The organism is Shimia sp. W99, from assembly GCF_053851455.3.
In genome coordinates this window covers 57061-78758 of sequence record NZ_JBSQBU020000004.1, presented here as the reverse complement: position 1 = coordinate 78758, position 21698 = coordinate 57061, and the positions used below count along the sequence as shown (strand labels likewise).

At 60.5% G+C, this 21698-nt stretch carries 18 protein-coding genes; 3 read left to right on the top strand and 15 right to left on the bottom strand.

The features are described from left to right. Window positions 1–939: AAA family ATPase (locus tag ACS3QZ_RS20475; protein WP_456039568.1), on the top strand; the 939-nt coding region annotated here is incomplete at its 5' end. Between the two features lie 31 nt (window positions 940–970). Continuing rightward, the gene (locus tag ACS3QZ_RS20470; RefSeq protein ID WP_456039567.1) at window positions 971–3310 is read left to right on the top strand and encodes a S8 family peptidase; all 2340 of its coding nucleotides are present in this window, start codon (window positions 971–973) and stop codon (window positions 3308–3310) included. 166 nt (window positions 3311–3476) lie between these two features. On the opposite strand, the gene ACS3QZ_RS20465 is transcribed toward ACS3QZ_RS20470, so the two are convergent. From ACS3QZ_RS20465 to repA, 15 genes are all read right to left on the bottom strand, one after another. Then, window positions 3477–4205 carry a DUF736 family protein gene (locus ACS3QZ_RS20465; protein WP_456039566.1) on the bottom strand — a complete coding sequence of 243 codons (729 nt, stop codon included), beginning with the start codon at window positions 4203–4205 and terminating at the stop codon, window positions 3477–3479. Window positions 4206–4329: 124 nt separating this feature from the next. Continuing rightward, window positions 4330–4635 carry a hypothetical protein gene (locus tag ACS3QZ_RS20460; RefSeq protein WP_456039565.1) on the bottom strand — a complete coding sequence of 102 codons (306 nt, stop codon included), beginning with the start codon at window positions 4633–4635 and terminating at the stop codon, window positions 4330–4332. A 14-nt stretch (window positions 4636–4649) separates the two neighbouring features. After that, entirely contained in the window at window positions 4650–8912 is a 4263-nt protein-coding gene (locus ACS3QZ_RS20455; RefSeq protein WP_456039564.1) for a strawberry notch-like NTP hydrolase domain-containing protein, read from the bottom strand. Window positions 8913–9014: 102 nt separating this feature from the next. Continuing rightward, on the bottom strand, window positions 9015–9167 hold the full coding sequence (locus ACS3QZ_RS20450; protein WP_456039563.1) for an antitoxin PaaA2 family protein: 153 nt from the start codon (window positions 9165–9167) through the stop codon (window positions 9015–9017). A 147-nt stretch (window positions 9168–9314) separates the two neighbouring features. Next, on the bottom strand, window positions 9315–9833 hold the full coding sequence (locus ACS3QZ_RS20445) for a type II toxin-antitoxin system YhaV family toxin (protein ID WP_456039562.1): 519 nt from the start codon (window positions 9831–9833) through the stop codon (window positions 9315–9317). Beyond that, a complete protein-coding gene (locus ACS3QZ_RS20440; protein ID WP_456039561.1) occupies window positions 9830–10156 on the bottom strand; it encodes a type II toxin-antitoxin system PrlF family antitoxin in 327 nt (108 codons plus the stop codon). The genes ACS3QZ_RS20445 and ACS3QZ_RS20440 overlap by 4 nt, the downstream gene beginning before the upstream one ends. A 125-nt stretch (window positions 10157–10281) precedes the next feature. Next, entirely contained in the window at window positions 10282–10935 is a 654-nt protein-coding gene (locus ACS3QZ_RS20435) for a DUF6927 domain-containing protein (protein WP_456039560.1), read from the bottom strand. A 103-nt stretch (window positions 10936–11038) separates the two neighbouring features. Beyond that, a complete protein-coding gene (locus ACS3QZ_RS20430) occupies window positions 11039–11632 on the bottom strand; it encodes a regulator (protein ID WP_456039559.1) in 594 nt (197 codons plus the stop codon). 74 nt (window positions 11633–11706) lie between these two features. After that, entirely contained in the window at window positions 11707–13689 is a 1983-nt protein-coding gene (locus ACS3QZ_RS20425; protein WP_456039558.1) for a ParB/RepB/Spo0J family partition protein, read from the bottom strand. Between the two features lie 156 nt (window positions 13690–13845). Next, entirely contained in the window at window positions 13846–14235 is a 390-nt protein-coding gene (locus ACS3QZ_RS20420; protein WP_456039557.1) for a DUF3768 domain-containing protein, read from the bottom strand. A gap of 70 nt (window positions 14236–14305) precedes the next feature. Further along, on the bottom strand, window positions 14306–15238 hold the full coding sequence (locus ACS3QZ_RS20415) for an ArdC family protein (RefSeq protein WP_456039556.1): 933 nt from the start codon (window positions 15236–15238) through the stop codon (window positions 14306–14308). 354 nt (window positions 15239–15592) lie between these two features. Further along, entirely contained in the window at window positions 15593–16687 is a 1095-nt protein-coding gene (locus ACS3QZ_RS20410) for a Fic family protein (RefSeq protein ID WP_456039555.1), read from the bottom strand. Between the two features lie 145 nt (window positions 16688–16832). Further along, window positions 16833–18128 (bottom strand): plasmid replication protein RepC, encoded by a 1296-nt coding sequence (gene repC / locus ACS3QZ_RS20405; RefSeq protein WP_456039554.1) that lies wholly within the window; start codon window positions 18126–18128, stop codon window positions 16833–16835. Window positions 18129–18400: 272 nt separating this feature from the next. Next, a complete protein-coding gene (gene repB / locus ACS3QZ_RS20400) occupies window positions 18401–19372 on the bottom strand; it encodes a plasmid partitioning protein RepB (protein ID WP_456039553.1) in 972 nt (323 codons plus the stop codon). A 2-nt stretch (window positions 19373–19374) separates the two neighbouring features. Beyond that, a complete protein-coding gene (gene repA, locus ACS3QZ_RS20395) occupies window positions 19375–20556 on the bottom strand; it encodes a plasmid partitioning protein RepA (RefSeq protein WP_456039552.1) in 1182 nt (393 codons plus the stop codon). Window positions 20557–21150: 594 nt separating this feature from the next. On the opposite strand from repA, the gene ACS3QZ_RS20390 reads away from it, so the two are divergent. Further along, the gene (locus tag ACS3QZ_RS20390; protein WP_456039551.1) at window positions 21151–21378 is read left to right on the top strand and encodes an AbrB/MazE/SpoVT family DNA-binding domain-containing protein; all 228 of its coding nucleotides are present in this window, start codon (window positions 21151–21153) and stop codon (window positions 21376–21378) included. Window positions 21379–21698: the final 320 nt, after the last annotated feature.

Genomic DNA, 21698 nt, shown 5'->3' with positions numbered 1-21698 from the left:
GCCGAAGCGGGACAGAAGCCGCCTTCGAAGCGAACCCCTGCGATCACTCCTATCGCAACACCCCGCGGTGATCTGGCGGAGTTCCTTGCCGCGTCCTATCCGACCGAGCGCCTCGTCGATGTCATCTTGCCAGACAGGATTGAGAGCGAACTCGCGCATCTCGTTGTTGAGACGCGAATGCGCGAAAAGCTCGAGGCAAAAGGGTTGAAGCCACGGCGGCGCGTTCTCCTCTCCGGCCCTCCCGGAACCGGCAAGACCCTGAGTGCTTCGGCGCTTGCCGGTGAGCTGCAGTACCCCCTCTTTTCGGTCATGCTCCACGGACTGATCACAAAATTTATGGGGGAAACAGCCCAGAAGTTGAAGATGATCTTCGATGCCGTCAAAACGACGCGCGGCATCTATCTCTTTGACGAGATTGACGCTTTGGCGGCCGCCCGGGGCGGTGAGAACGATGTCGGCGAGGCTCGGCGGGTTCTGAACTCGTTCTTGCAGTTCTTGGATGAGGATACCGGGCCTTCGATCGTCATTGCCACTACAAACCTGCCGGGAATTCTTGACCGCGCTGTGCTGCGCCGCTTTGATCTCGTGTTGCCATATGTCATGCCCGATGGCCCGGCTATTCGGCAGGCGCTCGAACGCCGTTTGATCGGCTTCTCACTCGCTCGCATGGGATGGAAACGGGTTACAGATGTTGCCACAGGCCTCTCAACGGCCGATGTTGTGGCGGCGGCGGAAGATGCCGCTCGACGTGCCGTTCTGAATGATACCGACAAGATTGCGACACAGGATTTGCTTGATGCCCTCGAACGCCGACGGTCGCTCCAAGAACTAGGGACCGATGACAATGGGACGAGACCTTCGGCACTTCCACCTTCGCAATCTCGGACAACCTCGCCCGTTCCAAGCAAAGGGCGGGGGCGGGTCCAAAAGACCAAGTGATGTCCCCAATCGCGCGGCGCACGCCCAAGCATTGCTTCAGGCCATCGACGCGCTGCCGGATATTCCGGCAGCCGAACTTCCTGGCGTCTATCTGGAAGTACGCTCGCGTGTCGACGAGCGCCTGAAAAAAGACAGCCTCGATGCTAGTGGCCTGACTCTCCTTCGCGTCGCCGAGACCCCTGATCCCGGTGGCGCCGAAGAGCGCGCGACGGTGTTTGCGACAGCTAAGGGTATCGAAAAGCTGCGCAAGAAGGTCGAGCAGTTTCGGACGGAGGACACACCCGACCGGGAAAAGGATGGTGAAATCATCCCGGGCCGTCCGAAGAACGCCGATCTGGTGCAGAGCGTCGCTGCCATCACAGAAGCGGGATTGCGTGCCCTCTGGCGCAGCCCTTCAGGCAAATTTCCCGCAGCGGATGTTGCAACCGTCTGGGAGGTTTGGCTCGAGCCTCAAACGACCGAAGCTTTCGTCGCGGCCGCACCAAACTATGGCGTTACCGTTGGAGCAGATCGGCTGGAGTTTCCCGAAGATACCGTGGTGATCGTACAGGCCGATCGCAATCAGCTCGCCCAAGCCGTCCGCCGGCTAGGCGGCGTGCGCGCCCTTGCCACTCCGACCATCACAGCGGATTTCTTCGACGGTTTGCCGGTGGCCGAACAGGCGCAGTGGGTCGACGAGCTCGCGGGCCGTACGACCTACACTGACAATCCCGATCCTGGCTACGTTACGCTTTTGGATACCGGTGTCAGTCGCGCGCATCCTCTCATTCAGCCGGCGCTCAGTGTGGATGACCGACATGCCGCCAACCCAGCCTGGGGACTGGAGGATGTCAAGGGCCATGGCACAGAGATGGGAGGACTGGCGCTCTTTGGAGATCTGACTCCGAAACTGCACCAGGGGAACCCGGTTTCGGTGGGGAACCGTCTGGAATCCGTGAAGTTGCTGCCTGATGCAGGGATGAACCCGCATCATCTCCTCGGCGCGGTGACAAGACAGGCGATCAATGCGGTCGAACAGGTCGGCACCCGACGCCGTACTTTCACAATGACCACGACGACGGGTGAGGACACCCCGCATGACGGCGCTCCGACCTCCTGGTCGACGGAGGTCGATCAGCTCGCCGCCGGCGTTTCAGGTGAGGTGAAACAACAACGCCTGTTGCTTGTCTCGGCCGGGAATACTGACAACTTCACCTTTGGTGCCGGAAACTACCTCGACCGATGCGATCACGAGGACAACGAAATCGAGTCGCCGGCCCAGGCGTGGAATGTTTTGTCTGTCGGAGCCTTTACAGAGAAGACCGTACTGCCAGACGGAGAGCCGGCCCAAGCGCTTGCACCATTCGGCGACTTGTCGCCCGCTTCGAGAACTGCATCGTGGTCGTCCCATTGGCCGAACAAGCCGGACGTCGTCCTTGAGGGTGGAAACTGGGCGCTAAGTGCCATGCCTCCGCCAATGCGACACGGATGGTTATCACTCCTTTCGACGCACCACAATTATCCGGTCCGATCCTTCACATTCACCTTCGATACCAGCGCGGCGACAGCGCTTGCAGCGAAGGACGTAACGGAACTCTGGTCGGACTATCCGACGCTTTGGCCCGAGACAGTCCGTGGTCTCTATGTGTCTTCAGCGCGGTGGACTGAGCAGATGCGTGCACATCTGCCGGCCCAGCCGAACAAGGGTCACTACACGCCCCTTTTTCAGCGCTATGGATATGGTGTGCCGGACATGGCCCGTGCCCGCCGCAGCGCGTCGAACGCGCTGACCCTCATCGTGGAAGACACGATTACGCCTTACGGAATTTCAGAGAAGACCGGCGGTGATGTCCACAATGAATTGAAGCTGTTCGCCCTTCCCTGGCCCGTTGAGGCTTTGCGCGCGCTCGGCAATGCCGATGTGACCTTGCGGGTGGCACTCAGTAGCTTTATCGCTCCGAACCCGTCCGAAGCCTCGCGCGGCGTTCGGTACCGCTACGCGTCCCACAACTTACGTTTCCAACTTAATCGCGCTGGCGAGAACGAAGCCCAATTCCTGGCTCGGATCAGCAAGGCGGCCGAACAGCCCGATGGTCCTGCAAACGACGAGGATGATCTTTGGGACTACGGTAGCAATCGGCGCCATGTCGGATCGCTCCATATAGATCAGCTGACGTGCAAGGCTTCAGATCTGGCGCGGCGCAACTTGCTGGCTGTTCACCCTGTCACCGGATGGTGGAAGTCGAAAAAGCTTCTCGCTGAGGTTTTGCCTTCTGTACGCTACGCATTGATTGTGGAAATCGACGCGGAGGAGTTGGACACCGAGCTCTACGCCGAGGTTCAAGTTGCTGTTGACGCCTTGATTGCCGCTCAAGCGGTTGTACAAGTCTGACTTTAATCGAGACTCTGCGCGCCGCTCCCAATCTAGGCATCTCATCTACATCCGAACGCCATATGATTTGGCAGTTCGATCGCTCTATTGAATCAAACACAGCAAAAGGGGAACCGTGGCCCCACGGCTCCCCTCCGGGTTTAGTTAGTCTCGGCTTTCGCGCTGATCACGCGACCAGCGACAGCCCCGCGCCCGCGTCCTGCGGCTGCTCACCGCTGTCGATGAACGGGATGATCGAGAAGGTCTGCCCGCCGCGCTGTTCTTCGTTCTGCACGGCATTGACGCGCAGATCGCCATCGGGCGTGTTGATCAGCAGCGACAGGTAGTCATTGCCCGTGCGGCTGCTCTTTGCCATCCAGGCCGAGCCGACGCGGATCGGTGTGCCCCTGGGCGAGCTGACCTCGATGCGGTAGTCAGGGTGGGTTTCCTCGGATTTGTAGCTGTTCTCGATAAGCATGAACTCCAGATCGAACATCATGTTGGCGATGTAGCCGGTGAAGGCGTTGTCGGCGTCCATGGCGGTGAGCTCGCCTGAGATCGAGCCGGATTTCATCAGGCTGTTCGAGACCAGCGGGATGATCTCGAATTCACCGCTTTTGGCCGCCCGAGCTTCCTTCGTCTGCACGGCATTGACGCGGAACGGGCCCAAGCCGACATCGAGCTGCATCGAGATGTAGGGGTTGCCGCTGGTATTGCCGGTCTCGTTCCAGGCCGTGCCGATGCGTACCTTGCGGCCCGACTTGTTGATCGCCGTCACGTCGTAGTCTGGGCTGCGCTCGGACATCTTCGGGCGGTTCTCGAGCTGGATGGCGATATCGAAAAGCGTCGAATGGATCATGCCGGTGTATTGGGCGGCTGCGGTTTCGGTGTTGCGGGTCAGGGTTCCTGCGAACATGGGTTGGTTCCTTTTGGATTGGCCGGTGCCTGACGTTCTTGCCAGCGCAACCGGGATTGCTTTTTCGACCCCTCATGGGATCACAAACCAGAAAGCTCGCTTTCCTTTCTTCCCAACCTTCAGTTCAGCGCTGGCGCCTGAGAGTCTGTGCCACCTCCCCGCCGGGTACGACGCCCCTCCCCTGCCCGTCTGGTCTCAGTTGGCTGTCCTGGCTCTGCTCGTCGCCACACTCCGGTCCAGCGATAAAGAACTCTGCTTCCTCCCCGTTCAACCGCTGCCCGCTCCGGTCTGTCAGGCCGATGCAGCTGCCGTTCGGCACATAGGTGATCAGGTATTGGCCGAGCCTGTCCTTGTGTACGTGGTAGCCAGTATTGGCCCAGTGCACGGTCTGGCCGGCATCGACGGCCGCCTTGATGTCTTCGAGAGTCATGATCTCACCCTTCCCTATTCTGCTGCCACAGACGCGGCGTGTGGCCCCTGCCCCACGACCCGGGCCAGAATGCTGACCGTGTCGATCCCGCCCCCATGCGGCAGGAACACCCGCAGCTGGAAAGCGATGATCTCGGTGAAGCAGCCGAGGGCCTTGAGGCCTTCGATCATGCCCCGATCCGCACCGGACAGCTCGAGGCGCATCTCGCCTGCGACCCGGCGACGGGTCAGGGTCAGACCCCGGCCAAGATCGACCGGCGCGGTGGTGCCGAGGGCGGCGGCCAGTGTCTCCTGCGGTGTCACCGGGTTGAAGACGAGGAAGCGGGCGCGCAGCGCTGCGGCCCCATCCTCGCTGACGGTACGGCCGATCATGCTGGCGTGCCCCTCCGGCGTGACCCGGTAGATGCGCTCGTTGCCTGAGGGTATGTCCTTCCAGATCGGCAAGAGCAGCCCGGTCAACAGGTAGAGCTTTGTCGTCGTGGTTTTTGGCAGGCCATCGGCCTCCTCGTCCCAGAGGCGGATGAACTCAGATTTCCCGACTTTCTCCCAGGCCGAGTTCCGGAACTTGCCCTCCTCCGCATAGGTGGATCCGGTCGGACGGGTCACCTTGCGCATCAGCGTGACGATATCCTCGTCATACATCTGCATAGGACGCGACGAGATGAGCGCCGCACGACCGGAGGCAAGATTGATCATCGGTTGTTTGTCCGGGTTGCGGCTCAGAGCCTCTTCCGCCGACAGGACGTGGACCGGGTCGGTGACTTCAAGACCGATGATCCGCGTCACCGCGCCCGATTGCGGGCAGGTCCAGAGATCTTCCGTGGAGGTTTGCACGATCCGGTCGCCCCGCAATGTCTCCACCCCGAGATCAAGCGTGCCGGCGGCACGGGCCCGCTCGGTCTGATCGGCGATCCGGCCCATGAACTCCGCAAAGAGCGCGTTCTGCATGTGGATGGGCAGCGCCAGCACCCGGTTCAGAAACCGCTGGATCGGGGAAAGCTCCTCAAGGAGCACACCGTCCTTGTCGATCAGCCGCAGAGCCGTCCAGTCCGTGAAGCTCTCGTAGCTCATCGCCTCGGCGCGCCCGGCCGCAAGATCGGCGAAATACCCGCGCAGCGCGGCCCGTGCGATCGGGCTTTCGAGATTGTCCTCCTCCCGGAACATGCCCTGCGAGCCGGTCTCGCGCTGACCCTTGGTCAGGGCCCCCAACTGGTCAAGGCGTTTGGCAATCGTCGAGGTGAAGCGCTTCTCGCCATGCACATCTGAGGTGCAGACCCGGAAGAAGGGTGCGCTGACCTGGGCCGATCGATGCGTGCGCCCCAGCCCCTGGATCGCCGCATCGGCACGCCAGCCAGGCTCCAGAAGATAGTGCCGCCGCCGCTTCTGGTTCTTCGCCGTTTGGGCCGCGTGATAGGACCGGCCCGTCCCGCCCGCATCGGAGAAGATCAGGATATCCTTTTCGCCGTCCATGAAGGCTTGAGTCTCGGATGAATTGCTGCTGGGGCTGCGCTTTTCGATGAAGAGATGGCCGTCCTCGGCCTTGAGGGGCCGGATGGACCGACCCGTGACCTCGGCGACGGCCTCGTCGCCAAAGGCCCAGAGGATCTGGTCGAGCGCTGAGGGGATCGGGGCCAGTGTCATCAACTCCATCATAGCCGCATCGCGCAAGGCGAGCGCTTCGCGAGAGATAACGAGCGCGCCGGTCTCGTCCCTGAGCGGCTCGGCCACCAAATTGCCGTCGATCTCCACGAGCTTTTGCGCATGGATCGGGAAGGCCTGTTCGAGGTAGCCCAGAACATAGTCGCGCGGCGTCAAGGCCCCCTCGACGAGCTCATCGTCGGAATCCATCGTTTCAAGCCGGCGTTTCAGCAGGCTCTCGCCTGTCGAGACCACCTGGATGACGCAAGCGTTACCTGCTGCCAGATCGTCCTTGATGGCGCGGATGATGGTCGGGGCTTTCATGCCCATCAGGAGATGGTTGAAGAAGCGCTGCTTGGTGCTTTCAAACCGGGACTTGGCAGAGGCGCGGGCGGCCGAGGCATTGGTCTCGCCAGAGGCGTTATTGACGCCGGTCGCGGTCAGTGCAGCTTCGAGATTATGGTGGATCGTCCGAAACGCGCCTGCATAGGCGTCGTAGATCTCGATCTGAGCCGGGGTGAGCGCGTGTTCGAGCACGTCATACTCCACCCCATCGAAGCTGAGGGCGCGGGCCGTGTAGAGGCCAAGCGTCTTGAGATCACGGGCGACCACCTCCATGGCGGCGACGCCGCCCGCCTCCATTGCCGAGACGAAACTCTCGCGGCTCGGGAAGGGGTATTCTGGGCCCTGCCCCCAGAGACCGAGACGCGCGGCATAGGCCAGGTTGTGGACGCTCGTGGCGCCGGTGGCTGACACGTAGAAGACCCGGGCGCGGGGTGCGGCCAGTTGCAGCCGCAGGCCCGCAAGGCCCTGCTGGGAGGGTTTGACCCCCCTGCCCTGCTCGGAGCCCGCCGCATTCTGCATGGCATGGGCCTCATCAAAAGCGAGGACGCCGTCGAAGTCGTCGCCCATCCACTCAAGTATCTGGCTCAGCCGCGTGGTGCCGCATTTACCCGCGGACCGCAGCGTGGCGTAGGTGACAAAAAGGATACCGTCGCCCATCGGGATGGGCTGGTCCGGTTTCCATTTGGAGAGCGGCTGAATGTCGGCGGGCGAGCCGCCGAGATCGGTCCAGTCGCGGATCGCGTCCTCAATGAGCGTGGCGGATTTGGAGACCCAGATCGCCTTTCTGCGTCCAGCGAGCCAGTTCGCCAGGATGAGCCCGGCGCATTCGCGCCCCTTGCCGCAGCCGGTGCCGTCACCGAGGAAGTAGCCGAGGCGATAAGCATTGGCGTCCGGGTCATCATCGGCACGGGTGAGCTTGGTCTGGTCGTCGTCGATCGTGAACCGACCCGGCAGGTCGCGCCCATGGGCATCATGCGCCATGATGATCGTCTCGAGCTGCGCCTCGGAGAGATGTCCCTCCTCGATCAGCCTGGCAGGCAGGCGCAATTCCGCACTGGCCGTGCCTGAGGGCACCGGCGGTGCGACAGAGGCCATGGCGATGCTTTCGACGAGTGGCGTTGGATGTTCCTGCGCGCCCGCGATCTCGATCCGTTGCGGGCGGTAGCGCGCATAGATGTCCGAGACGGGCGTGTTGTCGCGAGGGCTCTGAAGGCTTGTGAAAGTGAGCGATATGGCGGCGTTGGTCTGAGCGTTGCACGCCGCAACTCTGGCAACTGGGCGCTTGCGCGTAACAGGTACTGGACCGACCGATCGCGCATGAGGGTTTTTCGCCGCCTGTTGTGCGGGGCGCGCCTCGGGCCGGGTTGCGGCCACGGCGTCGACAAAAGGAAGGGCTTCATCCAAGTCCCGGACGCTGGCGCGGATCATCTCGCCGTCCTCAAGCACCCTGTCGAAGACCATCAGCTGGGTTTCGACAGAGGTGCCAAGCTTGCGGTAGACCTGCCTTGGCATCGTCAGCGCCAAGCGCGGCGTCAGGAGACCGCAGGCGCGCGACCAATGCGCGGCATCACGCTCCGGGCTGAACCGTGGCGGCATGATCGCCACCAGCCGCCCACCGGGTGCCAGGCGCTTGGCAGCCGCGATGAGATGCTTGGCAGCGATGTGCTTGTCTCGGGAGCGATCGACCGAGGAGGCAAAGGGCGGGTTCATCACCACGACGTCGGGCAGGACCAGCGTCTGCAGCAGATCATCGATATGCTCCCCGTCATGGCCTGTCACCTCGCCACCGAAGACAGCGCGCAATAGGCTCTGGCGAAAGGGGTCGATTTCATTGAGAGAAAGCGTGGCACCGGCCCGGGCGGCGAAAGCGGCCAGGGCACCGGTGCCAGCCGAGGGCTCCAGCACGGTCTCACCCTTGCGGACCGCCGCAGCCCGCAAGACCAGCGCCGCAAATGGCAGTGGCGTGGAAAACTGCTGCAGCCGGATCTGCTGCTCGGAGCGGCGGGTTTCTGTCAGAAGCCGTGAGGCAAGCAGCTTTGCAGCAGCGATGTCACCTGCCGCGCAGGCCCCACGCAGCAGCACCTGCACAGCCGCCGCCTGCATCAGGTCATAGGCCATGCGCCAGTCCCAGGCGCCACCAGCATCGCTACCAAAAAAGGTCTCGCGCATTATGCGCGCGAGCGCTGAGTTGCGCAGGGGTTGGTGGTCGATCTCCGCGCCGATTTGCGCCAGCGCAGAGGCGAGATCAGCGTCGGAGATTGAAAAAGTCGGGTTCGCCGTCTTGGGCTTGGTCATGGGGATTTTCCTTTGGATCAGGGTCTGAGTTCCAAAGGACAAAAAGCCCACTTTCGCTTTTCGGGGTGACGGGATCAGACCGCGCTGACCTCCAAGGCTTGGTCAGGGCTTGGATTGGCCCTGGCGCTTCGCATCAATCAATGCTTGTGCGGCCTGCATCACCTGAACCTGAGATGTTCGCGAGCGTGCATCCTCCAGCGCGGCTTGTACCTGCGCGCAAAACCAGGCGTCATACGAATTCGCATCAGCGACCACGGAAATGCTCCTCGAGACCGAGGTGCGGCTGTTCCTTACCCGTTGGGTCCATTGCGCTTTCTCCGACTATGCTATGGGTCGATGCTACATCACCCACAGTGGTGCCGTAAACGGCAAGGCCGTAAGGTTCACAGCTAACCGGGCCACTTACCGATCGGGCGCCGCTTTGAGAGACGTCTCGAACCGCTTGTCCACCGCTGCAGCTTCCTTCAGGAGCGCGTCGAAATCGTCAGGTGGATTTCCATCTTCCAGCATCCCTTTGAACGTCGCATAGGCATCCATCTTGCTGCCGTAGACGCGCAGGGTCTTGTCGTCGTTCACCCAGGCCACCACGATGACCTTCGCATCGCTGTTGAACCGGTAGAACAACCGATACTGCTGGAAGAATTTCGCCCGGAACCAGTGCTTGCGGTGATCGCCGAGTGTGCTGCCTTGCCGGAACGCCGCGGCACTCGGATCTGCCGGTATGGCCTCGGTGACCAGCTTGAAGATGGCGGCCAGCCGTTTCGTCGGGTTTTTCTTGCGCCAGGTCTTTGGATCGCGTGCCTTACGCGCTTCAACTTCCTCGATCAGCCCTTCGAGCTGGTCCAGAAAGAGCGGATGCGCATAAATCGACCATCCGTTTACGACAAGGGGCGCCCCTGCGGGCACGCTATCGCCGGTCATTCATCCTCGGGCGATAGCGGCGCATCGAGATCGACGTCAACCTCTCCGACCAGTGCTGCAAGACGATCATGCAAAGCCCCATCGAACGCCCGAATGCGATCCGGATGCGCCTTGATATCGGCCTCGACAAAATCGAGAAAGGCGCCGAGCGCGGGGTCATCCTCTTCGGCGCGCACGGGCTCGATATAGACCCTGCCACTCGGCTCGGTGTAGTAGCGAATCTGGTCGCCCTTGCCCAGCTTGAGCTGTTTGCGCACACCCGCCGGCACGGTCGTCTGATACCGGTCCGTGAGTTTCGAGACCTCTTGTGCGAGCGCTGTCATGGCTGTCTCCTGAAAGAAAAGGGGCTTTGCTGCCCGCGATAGGTAATGCATTTGCATTGCCTTGTCAAGACAAGCCGCAGGATCTGCTGTCGCCGGGCAGGTCGATGAGCTGTCCGGTGCAGCACCTATTCTCGCCCCGCGAGATACTTCGCCAGCACTGGGCTGACAGCGCCTTTCGCGGAGCTGAGCAGCTCCGAGCCCGCAAGCGTCGCTTTAGACAGGCGCACGAGCCCGCCGGTTTCCTCGATGCGGTAGCAGCGGCGTTTTTGCCGCCCGCGTCTGTAGTGCGTCACGGTGACGATCTGGCAGGTGCTGCCATCGGTGAGCGTCACAGTGGTCGCGAGCCTGATCTTGTCGCCTTCCTCGTAGTCCGGGATCGACGCCCAATCCCGGCAGCGCTGGCGCCAGGCATGGGCGTAGCTGTCCGGGTCTTTCAGGTTGGAGAGAAGCTCGATCAGCCCAAGCGGAGCACGAGACTCGTTCGGGCCAGCGCTTTCCTCCATATCCTTGTATCCCCAACACCCATCGTCGTAGGCGGTGAGGAAGACGGCGGCGAAAGTGATCGAGCCGTCCGCATCGGTGACATAGGTCGCATCCTCGACAGGGGTGCCGTCGCGGTTCGTGACCCTTGCCGCCGCATACCAGGACGAGCCGACCTTGCAGGCCTTGACTAGGTCCGTTTTGCGCGTGTCGCCCTCGAAGGTACAAAGCCGGGCGATCTCCGCTTTCTCATCCGCGTAGGATTTGACGCGGCCGTCGGTGTAGAAGAGCCAACCCATTTCAGAGTCCTTTCTCTCGTTTGGGAAAATTGTTGTCGCCAATGTCCCGAGAGGACCGCAGGCCCGGAAGGGTATTGGCGATGTGTGTTTGAGAAAGGGCGCGTTACGCCACCCTCTGGTCATCGATTTCCATCAGCGCATCGAGAGGCACGCGATAGGGCTGCATGGCGTCGAAATCCTCGCAATTGCCGCAGTTCTGCACGATCGCGAAGGTGTCGCAGGCATCCTTGAGGATGACCCGGAAGGTGCCGCCAAGACCTGAAGGCACCTCGTAGGTCCCGCCGATCAGATAGTCCGAGGCCCGACGCACGAAGACGCGGATGCTGTGGCCATCCGTGGCGAGCCGGATCGTCCCCTGCCCCCGGTCGATGAGCACCTGCACATCGTCGAGAATGTCGGTGTAGAACTGTCCGGTCAGATCACGAAACGCCATGCGGCGCTGAGCCATCCAGTCGGTGTCCTGAAACGGATTCATGCCTTGGGCGAAGGCGAAGGACGGATCGGCCTGCGCGGTCGTGACGATGCGGGTGGTTGTGCCGTCGATACCGTTCGAGCGCAGATGCACGCCATTGCCGACGATGAGGATCAGGGCCGGCCTGTCCACGGGCCCGTTCCAGTTGGGCAGGAAGGTTTTGCAGGCACGCGCATGAGCGATCTGCGCCGCAACAGCGGACGCAGAGAACTTGAGAATAGCCATGGGGATGTCTTTCCGTTGGGTATGGGAGGGTCGACCCGCGCAGGCGAAAGGGCTTGCGCGGGTCGCGTGAGGACTCAAGCCGCTTGCGCGATCTCGCTGTCAGGCTCGGGGGTTTCCGCAGCGGGCTCCGCCTCATCACAGGCGACACCGGCGGTCTGCATCATCGGCGGGTACCAGGCGGCCACAGCAGCGCGCTGCGCGTCCGTGAGCGTGGCGAAGGGTTCGGCAAAGAGCTTGTCGCAGAAGGCGACGATCTCCTTCTTGCTCGACGAGGCCAGCGTCACCGCCTCCTGGGCCAGGCCCAAATCCTCGCCGAGGATCTTCAGGAGCCAAGCCTTCTTGAAACGGTTGAAGAGCGCCGCGTTCGGCGTCCAATGCGCGCGAATGTCGGGCATGATCTCGATCTCGAACTCATGCATCAGGCTGTCACGCTGCCGGTCCCGCGCGAAACAGGACTGCGTCGTGCAGGCGGTCGCATAGGCGACGAGCTTGGCCTTCTCGCCGGCGTCCAGCGCGCGAAACGCCGCGAACTGATCGGCAGGCGCGCGGCTTTCATCGAGCCACGAGAGGTCCAGCGCATCATGCGCCGCCGCCACCTGCTCGAGCGAGGTCTCGTCGATCTCGTCCATTTTGGCATGGCTGCGGTATTCCTTGCGGGCATCGATCTTGATCGCCTGCGTGACGCTCATGCCGCTCGCCAGAACGTCGCTCACCAGCTTGAAGAGCGTCAGATCGAGCGTGGCCTCCGGATGCAGCGCCATCGCAGCCCCGAGGGCCATGGCCCGTTCGGTTTTAAGGTCCTCGGCCAGCGAGGCCGGGTAGGTGATTTCGCCGGCGTCGGGGGCCTCCTGCCCGGTCGGGCTAGCCGAGGAGCCGCGCGCGCCCTCCTCTTTGACGGCGTCCTCGGGGCGCACGAGGCCCACGTGGAGAGTTACCTGACTGTTTGACCATGACGCGACCACACCGGCTCGTGCAAGGTCCTCGGCGCTGTAGGCCTCCTGCAGATCGCGCGCTTCCTCTTCCAACGCGTCCACACGTTCGTAGAGGGCATTGTAGGCATCGTCTTCGAGCCCCTCATCCTCCATCTCGAGCTGCAGTTTCTCAAGCTCGGCGGTGATCTCGTTGATGCGCTTCTGGGCCGCCTCATCTGGCTCGATCGGGCCGGGATAGACGCGGCCATAGTCGGCCATGGTCGCGTAATCATAGCGCACCAAAGCATCAGCCCAAGCAAAGCCCAGCCTCATACGGGCCTCTTCGGCGGCGGCCCCAAGCTTCTCGAGCAGGATGGTTTCGACCAGCGCGGCATTCTCGAGCACCGAATGCTCTTCGAGCAGATCGGCCGCGATCGCTCCGCCGCGGGCCTCGTAGTCTTCACGCACGAAGGCCCCGATATCGTCGCTGACCTGCACGCCTCGAGACTTCAGCGCTTGTCGAACGGTATAGGCCTGCAGATAGCCGCCGTCCTTGGTAAGCGCTTCATAGACCTCGCGCTGCACCTCCTGGCTCGGATGCTCGGCAAAGGCCTTCATCGTGTCGAGCGTGATCACCTTGCCCCGGACCGCGGCGCGGATATCGGGGTGGATCAGACCGTAGCGCAACCGGCCTTTCACGGCCGCCACCGTGGTGCCGAATGTCTTGGCGATCGTCTCGGGCGTCTGGCCATCGATCTCCATCATCCGGGCGAAAGCCTCGAACTCGTCGATCGCGTTCATCGGCGCCTGGGTGATGTTCTCGGCGAGCGACAGCGCCGTAGTCACGTCGCAATCCTCCGGCACAAGGCGGCAGTCGATCTTCGTCTTCGCGGTGAACCCCTTGGCGGCCTTGTCCGCGACCAGCTCTTTCAGCGCGGCATGGCGCCGGCCACCAGCGAGGACGGCGTATTTGCCGTCAAGCTTCTGGACCAGGAGCGGCTGGAGCAGGCCCAACACCGCGATGCTGGCCTTCAGATGCGCGATGTTCTCGGAATCATAGGTTTCCGGGGAGTTGCTGCGCACATTGGCTGGATGGGCAGTCAGATCGCCAATGGCGACAGAAACGGGTTTGAAACTTGCGGTCATGGGATGTCCTTCTCGATTGGTATGGTGTGGGTCACGCATTCAAGCGCGCGACCAATCCCCAAGGGCGGGGATCACAACGACAGAAGGCCCGCTTTGCCTTTTGAGGGGTCAGCGGGCCTTCCGTATCGGTGTGTGGGTATTGAGACTGCCCCTCGCCTACCAGTCGCGCGCCATCATGATGGTCAGCACACGCATGGTGGTTTCCGGGTTGTCCGGGGCCTCGGCACCGTAGCGAAAATCGGAGTCAGCCTCATAGAGATCGATTTTCCAGAACACGGTTTCGCCCCGGATCTCGACCGCCCCGAAATCATGCCATCCCTCGGGATCATTCTCGGGCTCGAAGGTCTCGAACGTGCCGGTTGCCTTAACCGCCTCGGCCATGAAGCCGTCGCCGGCCTCCATGAGCGAGCGGGTGACATGCATGCGACCTTGGATGGGCTGCTCAGGCGGGATTCCGAGGCAGGCGAGCTTGCGGAAGGCATCGTTCTGCCGGGCGATCACGGCGGGATCCGGGCGGTCTGTCTGGGGCTGTGCGGTGCTGGTCATGGGTCTGTCCTTTGAAAAGTCGAAACACCCTTCCCAAAGCCCTCTTTCCCTTTTGCCGACACACACCCCCTCAAGCGGCCTGAGCGCCCTCCCCTGCCCTGCCCGCCTCCGATCTGGCGACTAGGTAATCGCAAGCTCGCTGTGCGTCCGCCGCATGCTTGAAGATTGCATTTTGGTCAGAGCGCAGGACACGCAACCAGTTGTATAGGTAAGCCGCGTTCATTTCGAGCGTATGCGCGGTGAAGCCAAGCTCCTGCCCCAAAAACACCGATGTTAGCTCGGCCACGATCTCTTCGCGGGCATAGACCGTGTTGCCGAAGCGCGAGAGGCCGTAGTCCCGGTTCAACCGATGGCGCGCCTTTGTGGCATGGGCAAGCTCATGGGCCCAGACGCCGTAGAAATTCCGTGGATCCTGGAACCGCGCGATCGGCGGCATATAGACCTTGTCGACCGGTGGCAGGTAGTAGGCTTTGTCGCCAGTGAACACCGTGGTGATGTCGATGGCGTCGAAGAAGTCCTGCATATGCGGGATGGGCTCAGCGGCGGGATGCTCTGGCACCGGGTCCGGCTCGGGATGGAAGCTATCCGGCAACCCCTCGATCTGGCAGGCGTTGAACACGCGATAGGATTTCTGGAAACGGAAGACGCGGTTCTCATCCCCATCTGCCTCGTCGGCGTCTCCAGACGCCTTGTCCTGTTTCCGGCTCTGGCCGTAATAGACCACCACGGAGGACTTCTCGCCCTTGCGGACCTTGGCGCCCAGGGCATTGGCCTGCGGGATGGTCATCCAGTAGGGCGAGCTGTAGCCCGCCATCACGGTCCGCATGGTCAGCAGGAAGTTGTTGACGCCTTGATATGCCTCGCCGCCCACGCGCAGGGGACGAGAGCTGCCGCCTGCGGTCCAAGGCTTGCGCCACGGCAGGACGCCGCGCTCGATAATGCGGATGATTTCGTTCGTGATGACCTCGGAGGCATCGAATTTGGGCGTGCGGGAACGGGCCATCGCGGGCGTCCTTTCGAGTTTTGGTGAGAAAGACAGACCGGAACCCGGCCCGGACCCGTCTGAGGGACCCCAAAGGCCCTCATCCGTCAGTCACAAAACCCGAAGGACACTTTCCCTTTCTGCCAGCCCGGAGGCACAGGCCGAGGACTTCCGAGGCCGTCAGAACCGCGGTTCATCTTCATTGCACTCAGCACCTCAAGATCGGCAACGCACATCGGCAAAGAAGTGTTCAAGTCTGCTGATTGTCACGCCTTATCATTGATTTAGGGTAATCAAAGACCGGCAAACTTCACCGGTGCTTGTCTGATACTTGCGTGGTGTCGGCGTCTGGGGCTTCGCCGGTGACAAGCCTTTTTAGGTTGCCGTCAGGGAATAGCTGGTGCTGCGTCCACCAGCCTCATCTTTCTCCAGGGCTCCCAAGTCGATCAGATCGAGGATGTCGCGATATGCCGTGTCTTGTGAGCATTTTTCGATCTTTGCGTACTTCGACGTCGTGAGCTTTCCTTCGAATCCATCCAGCAGGCGGTTCAGCATGTCCCGCTGGCGGTCGTTCATGTTCGTCGTTCCATATTTCTCCCAGAACCGCGCCTTCTGGAAAACAGCCTCAAGAATGATCTCTGCGCCGTCGAATGCTCGATCCAGGCAAGCCAGGAACCAAACGAGCCAGGCCGTGACATCAAGCCCGCCTTTCTGCGTCATCTCGAGCATATCGTAATAAGCGTTCCGCTCCTGCCGAATTTGCGTCGACATGCTGTAGAACCGCTGCGCACTGAACTCAGAACGCGCCAACGCCATGTCTGCGATCGCGCGCGCAATGCGCCCATTGCCATCATCGAACGGGTGGATGGTGACAAACCAAAGATGGGCGATGGCGGCATGTATGACGGGATCTGTTTCGGGGGGCTGGTCAAACCATTCCAAAAACCGCGCCATCTCGGCTTCCAGCCGGTTGGCCGCAGGCCCCTCAAAATGCACCCGTTCGCGGCCATAGGGTCCTGATACAACCTCCATGGGACCGTCACGCCAATTTCCCACCCTGATCCGGGTCATTCCGCTTCGTCCGGTCGGGAAGAGGGCCGCATGCCAACCGAACAGGCGCTCCGCATCCAGTGGCTGGTCATATGCTTGGGTCGCGTCCAGCATCATCTCGACGACACCATCAACATGGCGATCAGACGGGATCAGTCCACCAATTTCGAGCCCGAGCCGCTTCGCGATGGACGAGCGCACCTGATCCTTGTCGAGCGCCTCCCCCTCGATTTCGCTGCTTTTGACAACATCGCTAGTCAGTGTTCTGAGCATCGCCTCGTTGCGAAGATCAAAGCCAAGACCTTCCATTCGCCCCAAGAGCTTGCCTTGACGGTAACGGACCGCAGCAAGTTGTGACGACAGATTGGCCTTATCCCAAGTAAACTGGGGCCAATCAGGGATTTCGTGGATGTAGGTCATATTTTACGCACTCTTTGCGGAGATTATACCGCTTTATCTCCGCAAGGCAACAATACCCACCGCAAAAAATGCGGAGAATACAGACGGCAATCTCCACATGCCCCACCTGGAACTTGGACCGCGGGACAATTGCTTGCGCATTGCTTCACGCCGCCTGTCCGCTCAACCGGCCATAGAAACTGCGCTCGAGATGCAGCTCCCCTGCCCCGGCCTTCTCGACCATACCGCGCAGATATCCGCCCGGAGACGCCACTTCGCCGGCGCAATGCTTGTCGAACGTGAGAACCAGCGCCGCAGTCGCGACTTGGGGCCCGAGACGGTCCTGAGCGAGGTTCCAAGCGTGCTCTGAGACGCCGATCATCGGCCTGAGCTGCCCGACAACGCGATGAAGATCGCCCCAATCCTTCAAATACCCGCCCATATTGCGTGCCCAGGACGCAAATTCAGGACAAGCCTGCATCACGGTCGGCAAATCAAGCGCCGCACCACGTTTTTTACGTGTTTCAGCCACCCAATCTTCGAGCTCCCTATCCACCTTCTCTTCCGGTGGCGCATTTGGCACCACGGCCGCCGCTTGCTCAGTTTCTGAGCGATTACAGGTTACAGGATTAAGTTGGGTTGTAATTAGTATATGAGGTTCAGAAATGACCTCCCTGGGGTCCATTTCTTGAGTCTTCTGAAGCACTTGCTCGCTGATTTCAGGCGTGTTTTCCACAACCTCATCTGCGCGAACCGCTTTGAGATAGGCTGCCTCGACGCGCTCCTGGAGTTCCCTGAACCATTCCAGAAGCCGCGCAAGCGCCCCAGAGGGCGTGTTCCGGCGTGGCAGGCGGCCCAAGAGATCCTCAAAGAGACCTGTGAGCTGCGTCCAGGGACCTCTCAGAGAGCCGTTGAGGGCCGCGTCGATCCTCGCGCGGATCATCCGGCGCGCAACTGTGATCTGGCGCTTCAGGCGCTGGCAGAGTTCACGCTCGGCCTGCAGTTCAGCATGTAGCTGCCCAAACTCTTCGGCACGAGCCGACAGCGGCGACAAATCAAAGCCATAGGCCTCGATGATACGACCGTCAGCGTCTCTGTGGCCCCACCTCTTGCCATTGGGGCTGTCTTTGAAGGCAATCACGCCGATCTCGGCCAGACGCCGCGCATGGCGCTTGAGCGCCGAGAGCGAAAAGCCTGTGTGCTCCATCAGATAGGCGTTGGACGCCCAGACGATCGGACGCTGTCCCTCCTCCCAGTCCTGGGCCTGTGTGAAGGCTCCAAGTGTGTCGAGAAGCAACACGTCGCCAGCCTTGAGGCCAATATGTGCGCCCACGCGCTTCACGGCTACAAAGGCCTGTACTTTGGGAACGGCCGTTCGTTCACCAACCTGTGCGTGCTGTTCAGCGGCCGCGAGTCCGGCCGTCGCCTTGCGCCACCCCGAGTGTTGGTTGATATTGGACATACCACCACCGTTCTGAGGCATGACTGTCCCAGTCGCTCCATGCGGAGCATCATTGAATTTTGTCATTTTTTAGCCAGGCACAGAAAACCTGTTCGCCCGAAGACGTTTTTCGTTGTTTAGCGATTCGCGGGCTGCTAGGATTGTAGTGTCAAAACAAATCGCGCCTTGTGCGCAGCAGCCCTCGGGACTTCGGTTTCGAGGGTTTTTCTTTTGTGCCGTCCTCCTTTCTGCTCAGTGCCTTCGTCTTGACGGTTAACAACTGTTAACCGCCGCTATCCTTCGTTGCTCTCTGATTGGAACCGATCGAAGGAATCTTGAATGAGCTGGTCCAGGTTCTGATCCAGCCAATTCGCGAATCTTGTGTTCTCCCCTACCCGCTTTACGGTCACTGAGAGCCCCGATTTTCCACTCTTGATCTGCACACCGGGAACAGGCGAGCGCTCTTCGACAGATCGCTCCTGCTTGCCTCGTTTGCCAATTTCTTTGAGGACGAGGTCCAGTCGCCCGTCGGAATCAAGGGCACCAGATTGACCAAGCACATCCAATACACGCTCCTCCGAAAGCTGGTCCTTCTCGAACGCTGTAGCGAGGGTCGTCCATTTGGGACGCCCTGCGCCCGGGGCCGCGCCGATGGCTTCACCAACCGCCACGGGCACAAGCCGATTGATGCGTTCAAGCTGTGAAAGAGTGTTCTTACTGATCGCCAAAGCTTGGCATGCTTCCGCGCGGGAGTATCCCTGCTCGAGGATCGCCTGTGCGAACCGAACACGTTCATAGTAGCTTAGCTCCGCACGGCCGGCATTCTCGAGCCCCTTCGCCATGAGAGCATCGGTATCATCGAGCGTGCGGATCAGAGCCCGCACCGGCATGCCTAGATGGCGGCACGCAAGTATGCGTCGCTGGCCATAGATGACTTCAAAATGACCGTCACGATCCTTTGAGGGACGCAGAAGCACTGGAACTTGCTGTCCCGACTCAGCGATACTGGTGGCGAGGTCCTGAATGGATTCATTTGGCGCATCACTGTTAACAGCTGTTAACTCGATATCCATCCGGTCCTTCGGGCCCCAGGCGAGGATCAATTTGGTGTCGATTTCCTGAATGCCCCCGAGGCCTGCACGAACCGAACCGATAGTCCCCTTCGGTAAGGTCCGATGGGCCCGGTCGGACGCACCCTCCTTCGATGCTTCGCTTGCCGCTGTGATCGCCGCCATGATACCGGTCTTATTCTTCCCCATTGCCATGACTAACGTCCCCATGCCTGTTGAAGCATCCCTGCGATTTCCGCACCTACTGCATCCATGCTTTTCTTTGCCCGATCATAGGTCGACCGCGTCATCTCGGATCGTGCAACCTCGTAGATCGACATCTTGAGCATCGACGCATCGCCAATTGCCGTACTGCGCAGTCCCGTCGCCGCAACGACACGATCTTGGAACAAGGCACGCATCAAGCTCACAATCTGCTGACTGGGGATGTCGCTCGGATCGTCCCGAGTAATGAGAAAAGAGAAGAAATCATGATCAAGTTTGACGCCCGTGTCCTCAATCACCCCGAGATATGCGGATGTCATCTCGACAAACTGCTGTGTAGAGGCGAGGTCGAGCATGCTTGGCGTCATCGGCACGATGACAGAGGTCGCTGCATAAAGGCCGGTCAAAGTCAAAAACCCCAGAGCTGGCGGACTGTCGATCACCACAACATCGTAGTCGCTCTCAACGGACTGGATCGCTAGACTGAGCTTCTCAAAAAATGCGACGCCGCGCCCAGCGTTGACCGCTGTTTCAGTCTCAAACTCGCTCAGCACAAGGCGGGCAGGCGCCAAATGCAAGCCAGGGAAATAGGTTTCCACGATAGCTTCAGGCATCGGCACCGGATCATCATATCGCAGTGCGTCGTAAATCGACGCTCCCTCAAACTCCAGTTCAGTTTGAATCCCGCAAAAGCCTGTGAGGCTCCCTTGTGGGTCCAAGTCAATCGCCAACACCCGGTAGCCACTCAAAGCAAGGTAGTGACACAGATGGATCGCGGAGGTGGACTTTGCAGATCCACCTTTGAAGTTCATCAGCTGAATGACCTGAAGCTTGTCACCCTCGCGACGCCCAGGAAGATACTTGCCCGGCTTTCGAGAGCTTGCCTCCAGAAAATGGCGCGCTTGCAGGATTTCTTCCCCGGAATAAAAGCGCCGTCCGTTCTTGATGACTTCCGGCTCCGGCAACGACCCATCGCTATGGCACTTGCGCAAGAATTGTCCGGTTACGCCGAGTAGATCAGCAGTCTCTGTTGCGCTGAATAGTCTCAAATTCTTACGCTGATCGGGCGCGTAGGCCTGTTGAAGATGCGTCGTGAGCGCAGTGTGTAGACGCGCGGCCATCTGGCTTGTAAGCTCGGATTGGGACGCCGCTTCGATTGGTGCCGTCTGAAACATAGTTGCAATTTCTCTGCTCGAACGCGCTTATTTGCGCAACTTGACTCTAATGGCCGTGATTCACCCTGTTAAGTCAAGGATTTTATCCACAAATTGTGCCGTTGAACTAAAGCGCTACTAGGGAAGCCACGCACCTTCCCGAGTTAACAGCTGTTAACAGCACTCACAAACTTGTGGTTCACGAGTGCATCTTGCGCCGACTAGATATCGCTGAGGCCCGGTTTCACATAGGTGTCTCGATCGAAAATCCGGCTAGCGAGAGATATCGTGAACCCAGATCGGATCAGACAACGCGCCTACAGACCGACGGCAAATCCATGGCCCAATCGGATCAATTTCATAGTTGTATTGATACTCAAGTCCTGAGGCCAGACGATCAGATAGCGGCGCTGCCTTGGAACCTATGGTCAAAGCACTGTATCTGAGGCGTCAATGATCCTCGGCAGGGTAGGGGGCATCGCGATAGCTCGCTTCGCGGAAGCAGAATCCGGCACAAAGCACGGCGTAGACAGGACAATGCCTTAAACGAAGCAAAGCTTACCTATTGATGGTTTTAAGCATACACGGATGTTTATCCATACCTGAGAGGACACCATGCGAGTTGCCATATGGGGAAGCTCCCTTGCCGTCCGGCTACCCGCGGATCTTGTGCGGGAACTGGGCCTAAAGGAAGGCGACCAGATCGACCTGGTAAAGGGAGACGGAACCATTCTGGTCAGGCGCCAACCTGGCGCCGATGAAGTCCTGCAAGGGTTAAGGCGATTTCGCGGGAAACTGCCCAAGGACGCGCGTCTATGCCGCGACGCCACCCATGAGCGCTGAAGTCGCAGACACAACTGTTGTGCTCTACCCAATTGACGATGATCCGAATGCTGAGAGAACAGTGGAAATTCTAGGGCAGGGGCCTCGGGCAAGCGCCCAGGTCCTCACCGAGGCGATGGTCAATTGTCGGCGGAAAACTCGGCTCAGCTAGGAAGATACCGGTGCGCTTCTTGATGGTATGAAGTCCTTATGGCCTTTCGTGGACATAACGGTTCAAACCCATCAAGTCGGTCGCGAGCTGCCAGAGAAGTATGAGTAATCGGTCTATGACACGATGTTCATGTCTGCCGCGCTGATCGCCGGGCACACGACGCTGTGGA